The sequence below is a fragment of the Streptomyces sp. NPDC043726 genome (genome assembly GCF_056436565.1).
On the sequence record NZ_JBWKCI010000004.1, the window covers coordinates 314135 to 331902 of the forward strand.

Below are 17768 nucleotides of genomic sequence, written 5' to 3' on the forward strand. Positions count from 1 at the left end.
GTCCCATGGCCGCATCCGGTGACCAGCAGATCCCGGGCTGGCCGCTGCTCACCATCCGCCTCACACCGGAGGGCGGGGCGAGCGTCGACGACGTGGCCCTCGCCGTCCCTCCCGGGAACGACCCGCGCGCGGCGGCTCTCTTGCGTGCGGCCGAGACCGCCGAACGCGTGGGGCGTCCCGTACGCGCCCGACTGACGGAGCCGGACGGGGCGGAGTGGCTGATCGCGGTGCACCCGGACGCCGACAGCACGGTGTTGCAGGCGCCTGCGGCCGCGGGCCGTAAGGGGCGCAGGGCACGCGGGAAGGCCAAGGCGCGCCAGGCTGCTGCCGCGCCACCACAAGTCCGGCCGGACCCCGCCGCCGTACCGGTGATGCCGCAACAGGCCGCACCGGAGATGCCGCAGCAGGCCGCACCACACCAGGCCGCACCACACCAGGCCGCACCGGAGATGCCGCTGCAGGCCCCACACCAGGCCGCACCGGTGATGCCGCAGCAGGCCCCACACCAGGCCGCACCGGAAATGCCGCAGCAGGCCGCACCGGAGATGCCGCGCCGGCGCGACTCGGCAGCGCGGTTCACGCCGCTTCAGGAGTTGCTGACCGTTGAGCCCTCCGGGCCCTCGGCGCAGGAGCGGATGGCCGAGGCGGCCGAACGGCGGGACTGGGCCGAGGCACTGGTGCTGTGTGAGCAGTGTCTGCGGGAGGCCCCGGAGCACGAGGTCGACCGATTGCGCGGTGTGCAGGCCGGCCTCACCGCGCGCTCGGGGGATACCGAGACGGCGTATGTGCTGTTCAGGACGCTGGCACGGGAGCGGGCCGAGCGGCACGGGCCGGACGACCCCGAGGCCGTGGCGGCAGCGGACGCGGCGCAGGAACAGTGGGCGGCGCTCCCCGGGGGAGAGGCCGCCGGCCTGCTGGAGTTGCGCACGCGTGTCCCGGGCCCCGGCGGCGAGGGCCTGACACGGGCGCGCAAGCTGGTGGTGCGCAGCAGACTGCGCTGACCCCGCGCCCCGGCCTCGTGCCGGGGCGCGGGTCTCAGGACAGTGCCGGGCGGCGGTCCAGGTCGTCGAGCAGCTCCGATGTCTCGGGCTGCAGGTCGGTGCCGAGCGACTGGACGACGAAGTCGACCTGGGCGACGTACTCCTCGACGGCCTCCCGGTCGCCCATGGCAGCCGCGGCCTTGATGGCCAGTCGGTGCAGCGACTCGTCCGCCGGATCGACCTTCAGACCTCGGTCGGCCACGGCGCGGGCCGCCGCCGCGTCGCCCTCCTCGAGAAGGCGTTCGGCGAGGCGGACGGAGGCGTCGACGACCGCGGTCGTCATGTCCTGACGCACCGGATCGGCCCAGGTGTAGCGGCGCGACGGCGTGCCGTCGAGCGGCCGGCCCTCGACCAGGTCGAGCGCGCCCGCCAGGTCACCGCGCCGGACGAGGAGTTGGAAACGGTGCCAGTCGGTGCCGATGTCCCCGGTGAGACGGTAGCCGTCCGACGTGCTGATCTCGGCGCCCAGCCAGCGGCGCAGGGCGGAGAGCTGTGCCGTCCGGTACGCGGCCGACACCCCGGTCGGCCACAGCGCCTCGGTGAGAGATTCGGCGGAGGACCCCGGGTGGAGGGCGATCCACGCGGCGACCTCGGTCAACCTCCCCGCGGCAGCGGCGGCGATGACCTGTGCGGTACCGGTGACCCGCGGGGTGCCCAGGAGCCGGATCAAGGTCTCCGGCTGTCTGGCGAGTTCCTCTTCCTCCTCCTGCGACAGGGGTCGCGGTTCCTCGGCCGGAGGGCGCGCCGCCTCGGCCGTGATGCCGAACAGGCCCAGCAGAGCTGCGTAGTCGGCGTCGCCGATGTGCTGGGGAACGAGGTGGATCTCCGTCCCGGCGAGGGTGACCGTGCCTCCGGAGAGCCCGGGAAGCCGCACGGCGCCGGGGGCGACCCCCTCGTCGGCGGCGACCACCAGCGCCGCGCAGGCGGGAGCGTCGAGGAGACCGCGTACGGCTTCCGTGAGGTCCGCGGGGACATCATGGGCGCACAGGGCGATACGGGGGGTCCAGGCGTCAGCGCCGTAAGGCCGTGTGCGGGCGGCGTGCAGGGAGTCGGCGCCCGCGTCGGCGAGCGCACCGCGCACCGTGCGCGCCCACCCCTCCACCTGGCCGATCGCCGCCCGGGAGTCTTCGGCGGGAGCGAGACGGCCGAAGCCCTCCTCGATGGCGGTGATCCCGGTGTCGAGGCCGGCGACCAGCACGCCGAGATCGTCGCTCCACGGCGCCGTGGCCAGTTCCGCGGCGAGCGCCCGGGCGACCGGCTGCACGTCGCCGCTGTCGGCGGGCAGCAGCAGCACACCCAGCGCCTCCAGGTCCGCGAGGACGAGGGCTCCTTCGGGGTCGCGGCCGAGCGTGGCGAGCGCGGGGTAGGGCGCGCAGACCTCACGGCAGGCGTCCGGGTCGAGGAGACCGGGGGCATCGGCCGGGAGGATCCAGCGCGTGGGCACTGCTGGGGCGGTGAACGGGGCCACCGGTTCGGCCGGGGCATCCAGCCACAGTTCGAGAACGGTGGGGGTGAGACGCAGGGCCACGAGTTCGGGCAACGGGCGGCCCTCGGAGGCCAGCCGGTGCGCCAGCGTACGCAGGGCACGGTCGATCAGCGCGACGCCCTCGGGGTTCTCCGTGGCCCGCAGACGGCGCTCCAGGTCCGCGAGGTCGGAGGGCGTGGCCTGCGAGGAGGTCACGCCTGCGCCGGCCGCTGTCCCGGGAGCCGGCTGAACTGCGGCCGAAGGGCCGGCCGAGAGGGCGGTCGCGAAGTCCGCGGGGCCGGACGACGTGGGGGCTGCCGGGTTGGACGAGTCGGCGGCCGTGAAGGCCACCGGGCCGGTCGGGGCCGTGGCGGCACGCGGCAGGGCGATGCTCTCGCCGGTCCTGCGGTTACGGCGCTGCAGGATCCGCTTGAGCGCGAGGACGGAGACCAGGCCCGTGGCGAGGAGACCGCCCCACGTCGCGATGGCGACCATGTCCACGGCACTGCTGTCGTCGGCCACCGGCGCGGTGCGGTCCGGCGCCGGGCCCGCGTCGGTCGGTGCGGAGGACTCCGCCGACGGTGTCGGCGCTGCCGTGGGCTGACGGGGCGTCGCCGCGGACGGTGCCCCACCCTCCCGGGTCGGCTCGGCTTCGGGCGGCGACGAGGACTCGGCGCTGGGCTGGGCGGACTGCGACGGCGTCGCCGAGGGCTCCGTCGTACGGGACGCCTCCGCTCCCGGTTCGCGCGCCGTCCGCGAGGGAGAAGGCGAAACGGACTCGGCGTCCGAGGCCCCGGGCTTCCCGGATCCAGGCTCCTGCGCCCCGGGCTTCTCAGATCCGGGCTCCCGCGCCCCCGGCTCCCGCGCCCCCGGCTGCCCGGGACGCTTCTCGTTCTCGCCCTCGCCCTCCCCCTCTCCCTCTCCCTGGGCGGGAACGAGGACCTTCCACCCGGGCAGCAGCAGCGCGGGGTCCGTCAGACGGTTCCCCTCCTCGTCCATCACCCGGCCTTCATTGGCCTCGACGAGTTCGGGGTAGCGGGTCGGGTCGCCCAAGGACGACTCGGCGATGTCCCAGAGGGAGTCCCCGGGGTGGACGGTGACGCTCTCCTCCTGTGCGGCCGCGCCGGGCAGGTACAGCACCCAGCCGGGCTGGATCGGCTGGGCTGCGTGGAAGACGCGGCCATCGGCCATGACCCGGCCGTCGTTGAGGTCCGCTATCTCCGTCCAGCGCTCCCCGTCGCCGAGTCGCTGCTCGGCGATGCTCCACAAGCTGTCCGCGGGACGCGTGTCGCGCACCGTGTAGGTCGGGTGCGAGGCATCGGAGCGCTGGGACGCGGCAGTGGTCGTCTTCGCCTCCTCCTGCCCACCCGGCGTGGCGGTGGCCGAGGCCACGGACGAAGGGGCGGCCGTGGGCGTCGGCTCGGCCGCCAGCGCGCCGCCCGCCGTGGGCAGCAGCACGAGCACGCCACCGACCAGGCCCGCCGCCATCCGCTGGTTCCAGCGCAGGCCGCGCAGGCGAGGAGCGCTGCGGCCCCGGAGCTGCGCGGGGATCTCCAGGAGCACCGAGAGCGCGAAGCTCGCCCAGCCCGCCCAGCCCACGGCGACCAGGACGAGCAGGGCGACGCCTCCGGTGTCTTGCTGGGTGAACAGATCGGTGACGGAGCCGATGCCTTCGAGCCCCAGCGGGAACACGGCCCGGCCCGCGACGTACAGCACCGCGGGCAGGACCCCGAGGAGGGCGACGAGGGCGACGAGGCTCAGCAGGCAGCGCAGGCTGTCGGCCAGAAGCGATCCACGACGGGCGGAAGGGGGGTTCATCAGTTCTCCGGGGCGTCTACGCCGTGCAGGAGGGTGGCGTCGCCGTGTCCGGTGACGGACATGCTGGTCACGCCGATGACGGGCAGGAATCGGGTGCTGTACTGACCGGTCACCGTGACGGTGAGGGTCTTGCCGTCGCCGGAGACGGCGACCGTCCCCTTGGCTCCGGCCTGCCGCAGGTAGTCGAGGGCGGCCGCGCGGGCGGCCACCGGGTCGACGGCGATCCGGTCCGCGGTGATGGCGTCGCCGGCGTCCAGTTGCTGCCCGCCGGCGCGTGCCGCCTCCTGGGCGAGGGCGTCGGCACGTTCGGTGGCCCGCATCTTGCCCCCGCCGTCGACGGCGATACCGATCATGACGAGCAGCCCGACGAGCACGATGGCCGCGTAGATGGCGACGCTGCCGCGATCGTCGCCCGCGCTCAGTCGTGCGGGAAGGTCCCTGTCCTGGCGGTGCATCAGCGCTCCACGTACTGGTCGACCGTGCTGGTGAAGCTGGACGTCATGGTGCGGGTGCCGGGCACGCCCGGCAGGGCCAGATCCGACAGCCGCACCCGGCAGGTGACGGTGGCGGTCACCGTGCCCGCCTCGCCGACGGCCGCCTGCAGGCCGTTCGTGTCCAGCGCGATGTCGACGGAGGCGCAGTGCAGCCCCTGCCCGGACATGGTGGCGCGGGCGGCGGCCAGTGCGCTGTCGTGCGCCTCACCGGGAGAACGGGTGATCGACGCCTGCCGTGCGGCGTCCTCCGCGGCAGCGTCCACCACTTGACCGGCCATCACGATGCGCCCGGCGGCGATGGCCAGGAGCAGGAACAGCAGCAGGCAGGGGGCGATGATGGCGGCCTCGATGGCAGCGGATCCCTCGTCCCGGCGAAATCGTCGGCCGGTCATGGGTTGGTCCATCGTTCACGCGCTCCCGAGGCGCTCTGGGAGATGGTGATGCCGTCCACGCCGGGCAGCAGGGAGGGCGCCCGCCCGGTGACCGTGACGGTGACGCGCTCGGCACTGCCGACGGTCGACACTCCCGGGGCCAACAGGGAGTCCCCCGCCACTCGGTCGAGCACACTGCGGGCACGAGCGCTGCCCGCGGCGTCCGAGGCCTCGTAGGCGGTCGCGGCCTGTACCCCTTCACGGGCGGCGGTGAGCGCGATCTGCTTGGCGTAGTACCAGACGCCCGCCTGCACGACCATGAAGCTGAACAGGACGACCACCGGGAGGACGATCGCCATCTCGATGGCGGCGTCTCCCCGGTCGTCGCCGAGCCGTGAACGACGCAGGCGGGCGGCGAGGCGCGCGACGGGCCCGCGTCTCACAGGCCGGTGAGCTGCTGGGAGTACTTGTTGTAGAGGGTCACGCCGATGATCGTCGCGATGCCGACGGCCACGCCGATGACGGCGACCCAGATGATGACGGTCGAGATGCTGACGTCACCGCGGTCGCCGTTCTGGCGCGCCTCCCGCAGTCGGACGTCGAGGGCCTCCAGCACCACCATCATGGGGGCGAGTTCACGCAGCTTGTTTCGCATGGGTCTTCCGTTTCTCCAGTCGGTTCTTGGGTCGAGGCATCAGCCGGTGAGTATGCGGATGACGGCCGGAAAGCCGATCAGCAGCATCATCAGGACGGCCAGGAGGGCGCCGGGAGCGGTCATCCGCTCGCTGTCGGCGTTGGCCTCCTCCGCGTCCTTGCTCATCAGTTCGGTACGCAGGGACTTGGCGCGCGCCCGGAGTGTCGTGTAGACGGCGGCACCGTCGTGCGCGGACAGCCGCATGATGTCGGCGACGTCGTCGAGGACGGGCAGCTCCAACTCCTCGGCGAGTTCCTTGAGCGTGTCCCAGGGGGCGACCTTGTCCACCCGGGCTCGGCGCAGGGCGTCCCGCAGACGTTGGAAGGCCCAGCCTCGGCCGATCGCGGCCGCACGCTCGAGGGCCTCCGTCGGGCCCGCGTCACCGGCACGTTCCAGGGCCACCAGGTCCAGATAGGCGGCGACCGCGTGCCGGAACTCGTCACGGGCCCTGCGCGCGGTGTCCCGCAGGGCGAGATCGGGGACGTACCACAGGAAGGTCGCGAGTCCCAGGCAGACCACGGTCGGGATGACGAAGGCGAGGGACAGTCCGAGGAACGACCAGACGGTGAAGAAGAACGCGGGCAACAGCAGCCCGGTCATCGCCAGGGCAGCCTTGGTCAGGATGAACTTCGCCGGAGACTGGCCGACCAGCGCCAGGTCGGTGCGGGGGATGCGCACCCCGGGCAGGCGGGAGAGCCGGGGGAGCAGCCAGTTGCCCCAGCGCTCGTCCTGCGACAGCACGATCTGCTCCGCGGGCAGCGGACCCGCCCGGTTGAGCCGCTCCAGAGTTCCTGCGAGGTCCGGCTGCGGGCGCACCACGGCACGGACGAAGAGAGCGAGCCCGCCTCCGACGGTGGCGCCGCTGAGGATGGCGACGGTGGGGATGCTCATGCGGACACCTCCGGCCGTACGGGCACCCGGCTGCGGCGGTCCGCCTCCAGGAAGCGTGGCGTGGGACGGTAGGAGGCCAGGGATCGCATCCAGCCCAGCGTTCCGGCGAAACCGACCAGGAGCAGGGTCAGGACCAGTTGGCCGAGAAAAGTGCCGTAGGGGGCGACGTATTCGGAGCTGAAGGCTCCGAAGCCCACCACACCCAGCGTCATGAAGGTCATCCACCGCACAGTGGTGCGCGGCTTGGCACGGTCGGCCTCGATCTGCCGGCGCTGCCGGACCTCCTCGCGCACGGAGTCGGCGAGATCGGTGAGGGCTGCCGCGAGGCCGGGCCCCCGGTCGGCGCTGCGCAGGATGAGCGCGGCGGCGACCTTGTCGGCGGTGGCGTCGCCGAGGGAGTCCGCGAACGCCCGCAGCGCGTCCTCCGGCCGCCAGCCGGACAGCAGCCGCGCCGACAGCTCGCCGACCTCGACGGACAGCACGGCGGGCGCGGTCTTGCGGCTGGTGATGATGGCCTGTTCCAGGCCGGTACCGAGCATGAGGACGTCGGAAAGCCTGCGGGTCCATTCGGCCAGGGCGTCGAGTTGCTCGATGCGGGCGTTCGTCGCCTTGGCCGGGGACACCAGCCAGGGAAGCCCTACGGTGAGGGCGACGATCAGCAGCCCGAGCACGAACCAACCGGTCACGATCCACACGACGAGCCCCACCGCCGCCGCGACAGCCGCCCGGGCACGAAGCTGCGCTCTGCGGCGCTCCTCCGCCTGGTTGCCGGCCATGGCGGCCCGCCACCGGGAGGCGGGCCCGGGGCTCGCGGGTTCGGTGGTGCCGACGACACCGACGACGAGCGCGACGATCCCGCCGGTCACGCAGAGGCCCGCGAAGAGACCGATGAGGAGCTGGGTCACGCGACTCTCACCTTCAGCTCCAGCGGCGCCTGCCAGGTCCCGCGCGGAAGGTCGAGCAGATGCGCCGGGAAACCCACACGCATCAGGTCGGGCAGGCAGGCCGGGTGCATCAGCGGTACCGCACGCGGCTCGTCGAGCTCCGGGTTGGGGCCGAAGACGGTGTTGGTGGCGGGCCGGCCCGACTCGCCGGTCCCGGTGACCTCCAGGACGTGCGACACGAAACGGTGTCGGGTGCCGCCGATCGCCGTCTCGTCGATCATCTTCACGAAGACGATGAAGTTGATGCCGTTGGCCGCCTGCTTGTAGGCGAGCGACTCGGTCATGTTGCCGCCGTATTCCATGTAGAGCTCGGCGATCCGGTCGAAGACCATGTGCGGCTCGCGGGCGTGCAGCGTGCACAGCGACCCGCCCTCGCCGTTGGTCATGACCCGCAGCATGGGCACGACCTCGGGGCCGCGCACCTCGCCGACGACCATGCGGGACAGGGTCATGCGCAGCGCCGGATAGATGAGGTCGCTCACGGTGATCTCACCGACGCTGTGTCCGTCGACGCGCTCGCCGTTGCCGATGCGGGATTCCATCGGGACGATCTGGCGGTGGTGGCCGTTCTCGTGCAGGAACAGCTCGTACTCCGTCTCCATGGTGCCGATCCGCTCGTCGGGCGGGATCTCGCGGGCCATGGCACGCAACAGGCTGGTCTTGCCGACACCCTGGGTGCCCACGATCATCACGTTCTTCTTGGCACGGATGAGCGCACCGAGGAACGCGGCGAGTGTGGTGTCGATGGATCCGAGTTCGACCAGGCCCGGCAGATCGATGTCGCGGACCCGGTGGCGCCGGACGGTGACGTAGGTCTTCGGGGTGACCTCGGTGATCGCCTGCAGACGTGACCCGTCCTCCAGGCGCAGTGCCAGGAAGGGGTTGGCGGTGGACAGGGTCCGCTCGCTCTGGCCGGTGCGCCGGGCGAGGTCCCGCAGCAGTTCCTTGAGGTCTTCGTCGGACTCCGCGACGGGAGGGACCCGGACCCGGCGTGCGTCGCCGTAGTCGATGCTCACATCGTCGTGGCCGTTGACGAGGATGTTCTCCACGCGCGGGTCGTCGAGGTACTTCTGCAGCCTGCCTGCCCGGAAGAGCAGGTCGTAGACGGCTTCGGCGAGTCGGCGGTCCTCGGCGGGCGTGGTGGAGCGGCCGTGTTCGATGGCGGCGGCGTCCGACCAGACCGCGACGGCCTCGTTGATGAGAGCCCGGCCTCGCTGCGCCTGGGCCTGCGGGCTCATGCCCGGGTTGTCCTTGAGGAGGTCGGCGAGCCGGTCGGCGACCACCTTCTTCAGCTGGGTGGCGATCGCGTAGTCGACGGTGTCCCGCGTCTCGAACGACGCCTCCCCGTGCTCGCGTTCCCGGCCGGCCTGCGTCACGGGCTCCTGCGCCCGCCAGGGCAGCGGGTCGACCCTGGGACGCCGTTGGGCGGGCTGCATGGTCGGGTCGGGACGGACCGTGGGGTCGGGGTGGAGCGGCCTACCGTGCATGAGCGTGCTCCCCGAGCATGAGGCGGGCGCGTCGGCCGCGGACGTGCTGAAGAATCTGATCGGCCCCGGAGCGGCTCGCGCGCAGCAGGTCGGAGCGCTTGAATCCGCGACCGGCCTCGTGCCCGTCGGACAGGACCGCGGCGGCCTGCGGCGAGTGCGGCAACCGCGCGATCACCGGGACGTCGAGCTGCTGGGACACCTCCGAGACGGAGTACATGCCCTGGTCCACGACCACCAGCCCCAGGGCGTCGGCTCCGGTGCCGGCCTCGTCCAGATCGGCGCGCAGCGCCCGGATCCGCGGCTGAGCGGCGTGAATGCCGCGCAAGGTGGGCCGTACGACCATCAGGACGGCGTCCGCCTTGCGGACGAGGGGTGCTGACGCACCGAAGGCTCCGGAGCGTCCGAGGTCGACGATGACGTCGTGCGAGGGATCGGTGCTCTCGATGCCCGTGAAGAGCGCGGCCAGCCTCTCCCAGGTATAGGCGAGGCTGGAGGCCTGGGCCGGGTCGGTGAGTCCGGGCAGCAGCAGCCGGTCGGTGCCCTCGTCGGACAGATCGATCAGCTGGCGCCAGAAGGCCTCGCCCAGTTGCCCCTGCCGGTCGGCGACGGCGAGGTTGCGCAGCCCGTAGGGGCCCGGGGTACGGCCGGCGAGTGCGCCGGCCAGGACGGATCCGCCGTCCGGGTCGCATTCGGCGAGGATGACCCGTCGGCCGGCCTGCAGGGGCCAGGCCAGCAGCAGGGCGAGTGCCGTGGTGGTGACGCCGGGGGCCCCGGGGCCTCCGGCGAGCGCGATGACCGCCATCAGTCGTCGGCCTTCCGGGGCTCCACGACGACGGCGATGTCACCGGAGGCCGCTCGGGCGGCGAGCGTGGGACCGTCGGTCGAGGCGACCGCGACGTCGAGGGTGAGGCTGCCGCTGCTGTCCGCGGTGCCGACGTTGACCACCGTGGCGGACAGTGTGGGCGGAAGTCCCGTGTCCTGCTCCTGCTTCGCTGGGTCCGCGGCCGCCGCGTCCTTGGCGGGGGTGGAGACGACGAGCACCTTCGTCCCGGGAGTCAGTCTGCTCGCCGGCAACTGGCCGGGCTTGAGCCTGAGACCCACCAGCTGCTCGTTGTCGGAGACGAGCGCCTTGTCGGTGACCGACCCTTCCGTCAGCAGCGCGCCGGCCTTGAGCTCGGTGGTGGCCCGCTGCCCGACCATGCTGTTCTTCTCGCTGGCCCTCACCGGCTTCAGGGCCGGGTCGAGACCCACCGAGACGACGACGAGGTCGTCCGCCTCAAGGGTCTGCCCGTAGGGGACGTCCTGGGACACGGCCAGGACCTGCGTCTTCTCACCGCTGGTGAGCACGGTGAAGGCGCCGGCGAGCCCGCCCGCCGCGATCAGGGCGACGGACAGCGCGATCAGGGCCGGTCTGCGGCGCCGGGTGGTCAGTGAGCGTGGCGGCGTGGCTGGCGTGACGGCCCGAGCCTCGGCGGGCCGTGCCTCAGTGGTGCTCACGTACAGGTGTTCCTTCCCCATGAGAACTGCTTGCCGGAGAACCGTCAGTCGACGACCTGGACCTCACCGATCCGGGCGGTGGTCTGCGACTCGCGGGTCACCGTGATGTCCCCCTGCTGGCCGCCACCGGTCCAGTGCACGTTCCATGTGGTGGTCGCGGTCACGGTGAACTTGTCACCGGTCTTCGTGTACACGTGGCCGCAGGTGGGCGACGCCTTCTTGCCGTACGACTTCTCGTAGGGGGTACCGGCGTTGGCGCACGTGACGCTGTTGCCGTCCCCCATGTTCCAGACGATCTTCTCGGCGTTCGCGGTCGCGGTGACCGTGAGAGCGCCCGCGGAAGCGCTGGCCGAGGTCGGTCCCCAGGTCTCGGGGGACTTCTCGTTCCACATCCATACCGGCATGCCGACCACGCCGGTCTTCCCCTGCCCTGGAGCCATGCCGATGTCCGGGCCGAGCAGGGTGAGCTTCTCCAGGGCCTGCTGCGCGAGTTGCTCGGGTGTCACCTGCGGCTCGTTCGGAGGGCCCTGCAACCAGATCCAGCCCTGCGAGACGAGCGCCTCACCATCGAGGCAGATCTGCATGTAGATGGCACCGCCCGGCGGACGGCCGTCGAAAGCGGGGTCGTCGGCCGGCGGCTGGGGGTCGAGCGCCTTGGCGTAGCAGCCGTCGCCCATGTACCAGCCGTAGGTCTCGATGTAGCACGGGACCTCCTCGCCGTCGTCCATGCACGTCTGCGAGCCGCCGGAGCCGCCGCCCCCGCCATTGCCGCCGCCTCCTCCGCCATCTCCGCCCGGGCTGCCGGGATCGGTGACGCTGATGTCGCAGTCCACGGCGCCGGGCGGGCAGGTGACCGGAGGGTCGTCAGCAGCGGTCGCCGGTCCGCCGGACAGGACCGCGGCGACCAGCGCGGCGGCCGGCAGCATGGCCTTGAACGGCCTCAGCACGACCGGCTCCGGTCTATTTCGTACTCGCTGATCAGCCATCGGTCCCCCACCGTGACGGCTTTGGCAGTGACGGGCTTGCGGCGCGACTCCTTGGCGTCCTTCTTGTTGGCCGACTTGCCCGACGACTTGTAGACGGTGTTCCAGTCGGTCGAGTCGAGGCAGTCCGACAGCACCGCGGTGTTCGGCTCGGCCTTCAGATTCACGGCGGTGACCTCAGGGGCGATCCCCGGCTCTCCGACGACCTTGAGCCCGTGCTCGTCGTACCAGGCCGTGGTGACCACCACGCCGGTGGCGGCCTTGTCGCGGGCGAACTTCTGCAACTCGGCCTGATCGACCTTGCCCGTCCGGTACGACTCGGCCATCACCGTGTTCAGCCCGCGATACGCGGTGAGCACCCGGTCCTCGGCAAGATCCTCCGGCGAAGCCGACGGTGACGCCTGACCGGACGCGCTCCGGGTCGGGGAGGGATCGGTTCCGGCCGACTCGTCCGAGGACGAACAGCCGGCCACGGCTGCGAGAAGCAGCGCGGCGACAGATGCGGCGGTGCCCCTTCGCCACCTGGATGCGTCAAGACATGACTGCACTCAATCCCCCGTCCCCGTATGCCAGTTGACAGCACAAGCGTAAGACTAGACAGATTCTGTCACTTCAGGCACATGAATTTGCCCAGTCGATCAACCCATATTGATCACTCGTCCTGCTCGGTGTACACGCGCGATCAACCGATACCGGTTCCCGCGGAATGGGCGCGGGGGCGCGCCGGGTGCGGTTGGGGCACGGCCGCGGCCCGTACCCGATTCCGTCGCGCCTGCACCGACCTCGACTGCCCAACCGCCGCTACCCGGACCGCACTTGCTCCTTCGGGATCACGTTCACCGGACTCCCGGCCTGTGCCCCTCGGGAGGTCGGGTTCCGCGGCTGCCACAGGGGAAGCGGAAGGGGCCGCCTCTGGCGTGCGGCCGCTCCGCGCGACAGCGAGGCTCACGGCGGCGGTCAGGTCGGGGTCGCGCCCCCAGCTTCGGTTGAACCCGTTCCTCAGGTCCCTGGGCGTGATCTCCACGTCCCACCTCTCCGCGTGCTCGGCGGCCCTGCCCTCCAGCTGTCCGGCCACCCCGTACGCGGAACTCGACCTCGCGTAGTGGACGTAGGCCTCACCGGTCAGGACGTGCGCACGGTTGCGCATGCCCTCGATCAAACGGCCGTCTGCGTCCGGCAGTTGTGACCGCTGGTCGGCCTCACGGGTGAGCCGGGCCGCTTCCGCGGCGGCGTCGAACCCTTTCCTGAAGTGCTCATCGGCGCTCGCCCGGGCGTCGGAGGCGCGATCGGCGTACGTCGCCGCGGGCAGGTCGCTCTCGGCGCCTCCCAGGAGTTCGGCCACGGTCTCCGAAGCGGTGTCCTTCTGTACGTCCATCCCGTGCCGACTGAACAGTTCGTCCTGCAGGAACTCGGTCATCCGCGTCTTCGCCGGGCTGTCCGGCCAGCGCCCCACCTGCTCCCACACACCGGCCACTTGGGAGGGGGTGGACTTCTCCCACCACTCGTCGGCCGACAGCCTGGAGGTCAGGGTCGCCGACTGGTAGACGAACCGGGGGTCCTCCCCCCGCATCTCGGCTTCCACCGCGGCGGCCTTGAGATTCAGCCTCTTGGACGCTTCGCGCAGGTCGTCGTACCCCTCGGATCCCTCCCCGAGCCGACGGGCCGCCTCCTCATTGCGGTCGAGTTCGGCGTACACCGCGTGGTGCACCTCGGCGAGGCTCCCCTTCTCCGCACCGGAGACGAGACGCCGGTGCCGGCGGACCTCGGCGTCCATGACCGTCTGCGCACGGGCACCGCTCACGTCCGCGACCGGAGTTCTTCCGGGAACGTCCTCGTTGGTGAAGGTCTCGATGCCGATGGTGCCGTCGAGGTCCCGGTCGTTTGCGGCCGCCCACTCCTTGAGCGCTCGGGCCGACGCCGCCTCGACGTTCTCGCCGGGAACCGTGCGAAGTTCGCCCCGGTGCAGGACCTGCTCCGGGTCGCCGGGGTCGCGGATGACGTACACGCTGGAGATCTCACCCCAGGCCGCCGCGTCCTCCCTGGCCTCGGCCGCCTCCGCGCGCAGGTCGGGGGAGCCGAGGGCGAGGGCACGGGACAGGTCGGCGACATCGAGCTGCACATCGTCCGGGACCAGGCCGTACCGGCTGTCGAGTTCGTCCCGCATGTGCTCAAGGACCGCGGCCGCCTCGGGATCGGACGGCGCCCACTCCATGGCGGCCTGCCACGCCTGGCCGATGTCCTGGGGGGTCGGGTCCGTCCAGAAGTCCTCGCTCAGGGCGGCGCGCAGCACGGGCTCGGCCCGCTGCCGCTCCTCCCAGATCTTCCGGGCATCCGCCTTGCGGGCCTGCTCGACCACTTGCTCGCGGCGCCTGGCGTATTCCTTGGCCGCGATCTCGGCGACGACCAGCGCGACCCGTACGGCTTCGAGCCACAGGTCACGGGCCGTGCCGATGATCTGGTCGCTGTTGGCGGCGAGCTCCTGCTGGTCGAATTCCCCCTGGCCGAACACGACACCCCCTTGGTGTTCCACGGCGGACCCTGCTGCGGCGATCGGCCCACAGCCGTACGTACCGCCGATCGTCGCACGAACGACTGACGATCTCTCGCCCTTACGTTCGCACGAACACCGTTGAGGAAGAGAAAACTTGACGCAAGATCAGTTCACTTGTGCGACGATCATCATTCGTGTGTGCAGATGTCTCTGGGGGCTGCGATGTCCGAACCGCCTGCTGATTTCCTGCCCGGCCCCGATTCGGTATGGCCGGATCCCGTGGACCGGCCGCTGGAGTTCTCGGCTCCGCACGGGTTCGTCTGGGCGGCGATGGCGCCGGGGGAACGTTATGTACGGATGCGCGAACTGGCCCGGTGGGTCAACTGGCTCGCTGCCGCCTTCGAGTTGCGGGGACAGATCTCCCCTTGCTGGTACCGGCACCCGTCGGTCCTGGAGCATCTGACCGCCCTCTACGCCTCCTGGGTGCGGATCTACTGCCGCACGTCGGACGGCCGTGACCTCGCGGAAGCCGAGTGGATCTCGACCCTGCACGCATTCAAGCCGTATCTGCGGGCACCGGCCTGCGCGGACGGCACCCATCGCGAGTCGCCCGCCCCTGCACCCACAGCCGCTGCGGACGAGGACCTCGAGGACTTCCTGGCCACGTCCGCCTTCGGCGCCGCCGAGGCCGAGCACCCGGCGGAGGCCGAAGCGGCACGCCGGGCTTCCGACCCCCTGCTGTAGCCGTCCGACCACGTGTGAGCCGTGCTCGCGTGATCCGCGTACCGCGCTGGGAGCGTGAATGGCGAACAAGCCCATAGCGTCCGAAGAGGACATCGACCGGGCCTTTCAACAGGCCCGCAATGCCTGGTCGCAGGTCCGTGCCCGAGGGCTCCGGATGAGCCTCGAAGGCCTGGACAGAGACCTGAGCCGGCTCCGGGACGCCTGGCGGCGGGCGGGCGAACTGCCCACCGTCTCCCGGCCCAGAACCACCCGGGAAGACCTGTACGCCGAATTGGCCACGGCCCTTCGGATCGTCGACGACCACGTCCCCGAATACGCGGGGCACCAGGCCTGGGACGAACTGCGGCACGTGCGGGCGACCACAAGGGCCGTCCACAACACCGCGGTGAGCCTGGCCGGCGACGGCTTCTGGGCGACCTTGCGCAACAGCCCCGATTGGCGGGCCTTCCGGCATCATGTCGAGGCCAACTCGGCCGCGGCTTACGCCCGGTGTGCCGCGTCCCTGGCCGACGACCTCGACGCAGCGCCTGGCACACCGCGCACGGCCTCGGCCGTAGCGGCGCTGAGGGATCTGCAGAGCGTCGCATCCGAGTACAGTGCCCGGCTGCGCGAGACCGCGCCGCGACGGGCGCTGGCCCCCGAGGCCGATGCCGAGCAGATCAAGGCCGACCTGACCCGGATGCATCACCCCTACGCCGGTTACGGCCCGCTTCAGGGCGCGGCCGAGTCGCGGGAGGATCTGCGCAGGATCGCCCGGGAAGTGACCCAGGCGTCCACGAAGATCGCGGACAGGTTCAACACATGGCTGCTGACCGACAGCGGCCGCAAAGCCCTCCACTCCCCCGCGGCGTCCACGAAGGCTCTGTCCGACGCCCGTAAGAACCTTCCGCCCCTCGGTCACACCGGCACCGGCGAGAACATGGTGAGCGATGCCGGTCAGTACCGCGAGGCCGCCCGGCGCTACCAGCGCTTCGCGCGCATGGCCGACGCCGAGGCGAGAAGACGCTCGGGCACGGATCCCCTCGGGGACGTGGCACTGCTGGGGGCGGTGGCCGAGGACGCTTACCAGCACGCACGCCGGCTGTCGCGCACACTGCCGCCGGGCAACGACCCGTCCGCCCGCGCCTATTCGCTGCAGAGCGAGGCGCTGGAATCCGGTGAGGACGTCGTCGCGGCCTTCCGCTCCTGGCGTACGACCGACATGGGGCAGAAACTCCTGCGGCACGGCACCGACCACCGGGTCCGCGCCTTCGGCGAGGCCTGGCGTGCCCTGTATCCCGCACGCAGTCACTCCGGCCCCTTCGATCCGCAGGCCGACGCCGTGTCGTTCGCGGCGGCGGCAACGGCCGCCCGGCACATCGCGAGGGCCGCGGAGAAGAGCGTGAGGTATCCCTACCGAGCATCCGATATAGAAGGGCTGCGCCAAGTCGCCGCCGCGGCGGACAAGCACGCGAGCCGACTCGCGGCGACCCGGACGCCCCGCTCGTCACCGGCACGGAGCCGCTCGGCAACGCTCGGCCCCTCGACGAGCGTAGGCTCTCCCCCTCCGATGCGCCCTGGCGTGGCCCACCCCCGTGCCGGGGGCGCCAGCCTGGGGTGAGCGGCACCCCCCGGTTCTACCCTGTACCGGTGGGAGGGGTGAGGATGGAGCGCGTCTGGCTCGACGTCCCGTTCGCGGAGAAGGACGAGGCGAAGGCTCACGGAGCCCGGTGGGACCCCACGGTGAAACGCTGGTACGCGCCCCGGCCGGGCGTGCCTGGGCTGAGACGGTGGGCGGCGCTGCCCGAGGTGCCGGACCTGCTTCCCGGCGAGAACCGGTCCTTCGGCTCCGGGCTCTTCGTGGACCTGGTTCCGCGGTCGTGCTGGTTCACCCATGTCCGCAGCTGTGTCAGTCCCCGCGACTGGGAGCGACTGCGCAGGATGATCACCGGCCGGGCGGATCAGCGCTGCGAGGCCTGCGGGCGGGGCGAGGACCGGGAGACAGGGCGCTGGCTTGAGGCCCACGAGCGGTGGGAGTACGACACCGCCGCGGGCGTGCAGCGGCTGCGCCGACTGGTGTGCCTGTGCACCGACTGCCACACCACGTCGCACTTCGGTCTCGCCGAGGTGCGAGGCCGTCGGGAGGAGGCGCTGGCGCACCTGCGCACGGTGACGCGGATGTCGCGACGGCAGGCGGAGGACCACGTCCGCGACGCCTTCGCCGTATGGCGCACGCGCTCGGCGCTGACCTGGACCCTGGACCTGGGCATCCTCACAGGCGCCGGAGTGGAGGTGGTCCGGCCGCAGCCGGCGGAGGAACGGCAACGCATCGCCCGGCGGACGGCCGAGCAGGAACGCCGTACGACGGCGGGCACGGGCGGCACGCCACCGGCTCCCTCACCCGCGGCGGCTCCACTCCCTGCCCCCGCGGAGGTCACCGACGCGGAACTGACCGAGGCCCTGCGACGCGTGCTCGGCCGGCCTGCGGCAGGAGGCGGGACGCAGTGGATCACCGTGCCTCGCCGACCCTGGTTCTGCCACCTGTGCGACAGCGACGTCCGGCCGCCGGAGATCGCGCTCGCCTCCGTACACGAACTGCCGGACGGCACAACCCAGATCGTGGCCGCGCCCTGCGAGTGGGCTCACATCGTGGCCGAAGCGGAGCTTCCCGCCCCCCAGCACCGGGCGGTGCTGGCCGCCGCGGCGGCCACCCTGTCCACCCCTGGCACCGCCGCCTCCTGGGACGAGGACCGCAGTGATCTGCGGGTGATCAGGGGGCACTTGACCGATCAGCGCCAGGAGCGCCGTCGGCCCCTGTGGTGAGCCTGTCCCCTATACAAGCCCCTCCCTTTGTACAAGCCCTCCCGCCG

At 71.8% G+C, this 17768-nt stretch carries 17 protein-coding genes; 4 read left to right on the forward strand and 13 right to left on the reverse strand.

Annotated elements, in window-relative coordinates:
- Window positions 1–5 precede the first annotated feature (5 nt).
- On the forward strand, window positions 6–1001 hold the full coding sequence (locus AC068Z_RS13640) for a hypothetical protein (RefSeq protein WP_478554784.1): 996 nt from the start codon (window positions 6–8) through the stop codon (window positions 999–1001).
- Window positions 1002–1035: 34 nt separating this feature from the next.
- On the opposite strand, the gene AC068Z_RS13645 is transcribed toward AC068Z_RS13640, so the two are convergent.
- The 13 genes from AC068Z_RS13645 to AC068Z_RS13705 all read right to left on the reverse strand — a co-directional run bounded on the left by AC068Z_RS13645 (window position 1036) and on the right by AC068Z_RS13705 (window position 14193).
- Window positions 1036–4323 carry a BTAD domain-containing putative transcriptional regulator gene (locus tag AC068Z_RS13645; protein WP_478554785.1) on the reverse strand — a complete coding sequence of 1096 codons (3288 nt, stop codon included), beginning with the start codon at window positions 4321–4323 and terminating at the stop codon, window positions 1036–1038.
- A complete protein-coding gene (locus tag AC068Z_RS13650) occupies window positions 4323–4778 on the reverse strand; it encodes a TadE/TadG family type IV pilus assembly protein (RefSeq protein ID WP_478554786.1) in 456 nt (151 codons plus the stop codon). Before AC068Z_RS13650 ends, AC068Z_RS13645 begins: the two co-directional genes overlap by 1 nt.
- Window positions 4778–5209, reverse strand: coding sequence for a TadE/TadG family type IV pilus assembly protein (locus AC068Z_RS13655; protein WP_478554787.1), 432 nt, complete (start codon window positions 5207–5209; stop codon window positions 4778–4780). The genes AC068Z_RS13650 and AC068Z_RS13655 overlap by 1 nt, the downstream gene beginning before the upstream one ends.
- The gene (locus AC068Z_RS13660; RefSeq protein WP_478554788.1) at window positions 5206–5631 is read right to left on the reverse strand and encodes a TadE family protein; all 426 of its coding nucleotides are present in this window, start codon (window positions 5629–5631) and stop codon (window positions 5206–5208) included. Before AC068Z_RS13660 ends, AC068Z_RS13655 begins: the two co-directional genes overlap by 4 nt.
- Window positions 5628–5843, reverse strand: coding sequence for a hypothetical protein (locus AC068Z_RS13665; protein ID WP_478554789.1), 216 nt, complete (start codon window positions 5841–5843; stop codon window positions 5628–5630). Before AC068Z_RS13665 ends, AC068Z_RS13660 begins: the two co-directional genes overlap by 4 nt.
- 39 nt (window positions 5844–5882) lie before the next feature.
- Window positions 5883–6773, reverse strand: a complete 891-nt coding sequence (locus tag AC068Z_RS13670) for a type II secretion system F family protein (protein WP_478554790.1) — start codon at window positions 6771–6773, stop codon at window positions 5883–5885.
- On the reverse strand, window positions 6770–7678 hold the full coding sequence (locus tag AC068Z_RS13675) for a type II secretion system F family protein (protein ID WP_478554791.1): 909 nt from the start codon (window positions 7676–7678) through the stop codon (window positions 6770–6772). The genes AC068Z_RS13670 and AC068Z_RS13675 overlap by 4 nt, the downstream gene beginning before the upstream one ends.
- Window positions 7675–9204: a CpaF family protein gene (locus AC068Z_RS13680; protein ID WP_478554792.1), complete on the reverse strand. Its 1530-nt coding sequence runs from the start codon at window positions 9202–9204 to the stop codon at window positions 7675–7677. Before AC068Z_RS13680 ends, AC068Z_RS13675 begins: the two co-directional genes overlap by 4 nt.
- Window positions 9194–10006, reverse strand: a complete 813-nt coding sequence (locus AC068Z_RS13685; protein ID WP_478554793.1) for a MinD/ParA family ATP-binding protein — start codon at window positions 10004–10006, stop codon at window positions 9194–9196. The genes AC068Z_RS13680 and AC068Z_RS13685 overlap by 11 nt, the downstream gene beginning before the upstream one ends.
- The gene (locus AC068Z_RS13690) at window positions 10006–10701 is read right to left on the reverse strand and encodes an SAF domain-containing protein (RefSeq protein ID WP_478554794.1); all 696 of its coding nucleotides are present in this window, start codon (window positions 10699–10701) and stop codon (window positions 10006–10008) included. The genes AC068Z_RS13685 and AC068Z_RS13690 overlap by 1 nt, the downstream gene beginning before the upstream one ends.
- 44 nt (window positions 10702–10745) lie before the next feature.
- Window positions 10746–11648 carry a hypothetical protein gene (locus tag AC068Z_RS13695; RefSeq protein WP_478554795.1) on the reverse strand — a complete coding sequence of 301 codons (903 nt, stop codon included), beginning with the start codon at window positions 11646–11648 and terminating at the stop codon, window positions 10746–10748.
- The gene (locus AC068Z_RS13700; RefSeq protein ID WP_478554796.1) at window positions 11642–12043 is read right to left on the reverse strand and encodes a hypothetical protein; all 402 of its coding nucleotides are present in this window, start codon (window positions 12041–12043) and stop codon (window positions 11642–11644) included. The genes AC068Z_RS13695 and AC068Z_RS13700 overlap by 7 nt, the downstream gene beginning before the upstream one ends.
- Before the next feature lie 323 nt (window positions 12044–12366).
- On the reverse strand, window positions 12367–14193 hold the full coding sequence (locus AC068Z_RS13705) for a hypothetical protein (protein ID WP_478554797.1): 1827 nt from the start codon (window positions 14191–14193) through the stop codon (window positions 12367–12369).
- A 204-nt stretch (window positions 14194–14397) separates the two neighbouring features.
- Between AC068Z_RS13705 and AC068Z_RS13710 the strand changes: the two genes are divergently transcribed.
- The 3 genes from AC068Z_RS13710 to AC068Z_RS13720 are packed head-to-tail and all read left to right on the forward strand — an operon-like array spanning window position 14398 to window position 17721.
- Window positions 14398–14919 carry a hypothetical protein gene (locus tag AC068Z_RS13710; protein WP_478554798.1) on the forward strand — a complete coding sequence of 174 codons (522 nt, stop codon included), beginning with the start codon at window positions 14398–14400 and terminating at the stop codon, window positions 14917–14919.
- Window positions 14920–14977: 58 nt separating this feature from the next.
- Window positions 14978–16519, forward strand: a complete 1542-nt coding sequence (locus AC068Z_RS13715) for a hypothetical protein (protein WP_478554799.1) — start codon at window positions 14978–14980, stop codon at window positions 16517–16519.
- Between the two features lie 44 nt (window positions 16520–16563).
- A complete protein-coding gene (locus tag AC068Z_RS13720) occupies window positions 16564–17721 on the forward strand; it encodes a DUF5710 domain-containing protein (RefSeq protein WP_478554800.1) in 1158 nt (385 codons plus the stop codon).
- The last annotated feature ends 47 nt before the right edge of the window (window positions 17722–17768 follow it).

Coding starts and splice junctions, on each gene's coding strand:
- AC068Z_RS13670 (WP_478554790.1), bottom strand. CDS start 6,773: ATGAGCATCCCCACCGTCGCCATCCTCAGCGGCGCCACCGTCGGAGGC.
- AC068Z_RS13645 (WP_478554785.1), bottom strand. CDS start 4,323: ATGAACCCCCCTTCCGCCCGTCGTGGATCGCTTCTGGCCGACAGCCTG.
- AC068Z_RS13655 (WP_478554787.1), bottom strand. CDS start 5,209: ATGACCGGCCGACGATTTCGCCGGGACGAGGGATCCGCTGCCATCGAG.
- AC068Z_RS13665 (WP_478554789.1), bottom strand. CDS start 5,843: ATGCGAAACAAGCTGCGTGAACTCGCCCCCATGATGGTGGTGCTGGAG.
- AC068Z_RS13685 (WP_478554793.1), bottom strand. CDS start 10,006: ATGGCGGTCATCGCGCTCGCCGGAGGCCCCGGGGCCCCCGGCGTCACC.
- AC068Z_RS13710 (WP_478554798.1), top strand. CDS start 14,398: ATGTCCGAACCGCCTGCTGATTTCCTGCCCGGCCCCGATTCGGTATGG.
- AC068Z_RS13720 (WP_478554800.1), top strand. CDS start 16,564: ATGGAGCGCGTCTGGCTCGACGTCCCGTTCGCGGAGAAGGACGAGGCG.
- AC068Z_RS13715 (WP_478554799.1), top strand. CDS start 14,978: ATGGCGAACAAGCCCATAGCGTCCGAAGAGGACATCGACCGGGCCTTT.
- AC068Z_RS13640 (WP_478554784.1), top strand. CDS start 6: ATGGCCGCATCCGGTGACCAGCAGATCCCGGGCTGGCCGCTGCTCACC.
- AC068Z_RS13650 (WP_478554786.1), bottom strand. CDS start 4,778: ATGCACCGCCAGGACAGGGACCTTCCCGCACGACTGAGCGCGGGCGAC.
- AC068Z_RS13680 (WP_478554792.1), bottom strand. CDS start 9,204: ATGCACGGTAGGCCGCTCCACCCCGACCCCACGGTCCGTCCCGACCCG.